Here is a 1,493-nt window from a genome sequence, read left to right on the forward strand (position 1 = left end):
TTGCCCCATATTTCAGATTTTTTTTATTCGATAGCGATGCTATCCAATAAAAAAAATCCAAAATCTGAAACAAAAATCTTAATTTTTCGCTTCAATCAAAAAAGTTTAAACCACTTCTAAATAAAAAAGTAGTCTTTATTACGGAAAAGTATTTATTAATTCGAATTTTGGAATTGTATTATTAGAAAAAAATTAATAAACTTTGTGGTTTAAAAAAAATAAAATGCTGAAAATTGGTCATCGTGGTGCAAAAGGGCATGAACCAGAAAATACATTAATTGCATTTCAAAAGGCAATTGATTTGGGTTGTCACGGAATTGAAATAGACGTTCATTTAAGTTTAGATAAAGAAATTATTGTTATTCACGATGAAAAAATCGACAGAACAACCAACGGAAAAGGTTTTGTAAATCAGATGACTTTATCTGAATTGAGAAGTTTTCGGATTGATGGAAAACATCAAATTCCGACTTTAGAAGAAGTTATTGATATGGTAAACAATACCGCTTTTATTAATATTGAACTGAAAAGTTATGAAACTGTCGAAAAAGTTATTGAATTAATTGAAAAATATGTTGAGACAAAAAACATGAATTATCGCAATTTTATCATTTCAAGTTTCGATTGGAATGCTTTACAACAAGTTCGTTTTTTGAATGATAATATACAAATTGGAGTTTTAACAGCTACTGATTTGGACTTGGGTTTTTCATTTGCCAAATTTATAAAAGCCAAAACCATCAATCCTTATTTTCATTTATTGAACCAAGAAAATGTGACAAAAATACAAAATAAAGGTATCGAAATTCACACTTGGACAGTCAACGAAATTGAGGATATTCAAAAAATGAAAGCATTAAATGTCGATGCAATAATTTCTGATTTTCCAAACAGGATATAACTCGATTGTAATGTCTATCTTTGTCTGAGTTAAAAAATTTGACAAAGATTAAATTAAAAATGAATCAAAATTTCGATATAATTGTAGTTGGCGGCGGCGCAGCTGGATTTTTTACAGCAATAAATATTGTCGAGAAAAACCCAAAACTAAAAGTTGGCATATTAGAACGAGGAAAAACGGTTCTAGAAAAAGTTCGAATATCGGGTGGCGGTCGTTGTAACGTTACTCATGCTTGTTTCGAACCAAACGATTTGGTTAAGTTTTATCCACGTGGCGAAAAAGAATTACGTGGGCCATTTCATCAATTTTGTACTAGCGACACTATCGAATGGTTTGAAAAAAATGGAGTCAAACTCAAAATCGAAGCCGATGGACGAATGTTTCCAGTTTCTAATTCATCACAAACCATTATTGATTGTTTTATAAATGCTACTCAAAAACTCGGAGTTCAAGTTTTGACAAGTCAAAGTGTACAATCGATTTATAAGAAAAATGATTTTTGGCAAGTCGAAACGCAAACTGAGAATTATTTTACCGAAAAACTAATTCTTGCTACTGGAAGCAACCCAAAAATTTGGGAAATGCTGCAAAC

General features: G+C 30.5%; 2 protein-coding genes. Both read left to right on the forward strand.

The genetic code is table 11. From position 1 onward, the window contains the following. Positions 1–223 precede the first annotated feature (223 nt). Positions 224–901: a glycerophosphodiester phosphodiesterase family protein gene (locus RMO83_RS14980; protein WP_310560506.1), complete on the forward strand. Its 678-nt coding sequence runs from the start codon at positions 224–226 to the stop codon at positions 899–901. Between the two features lie 59 nt (positions 902–960). Beyond that, the coding region (locus tag RMO83_RS14985) for an aminoacetone oxidase family FAD-binding enzyme (protein ID WP_310560507.1) at positions 961–1,493 on the forward strand (533 nt) is incomplete at its 3' end.

Origin of the sequence: Flavobacterium sp. (assembly GCF_031423415.1) — a bacterium.
Lineage (GTDB): Bacteria > Bacteroidota > Bacteroidia > Flavobacteriales > Flavobacteriaceae > Flavobacterium.

Excerpts from the sequence above, each read along its gene's own strand:
- RMO83_RS14980 (WP_310560506.1), top strand. The coding sequence starts at position 224 with ATGCTGAAAATTGGTCATCGTGGTGCAAAAGGGCATGAACCAGAAAAT.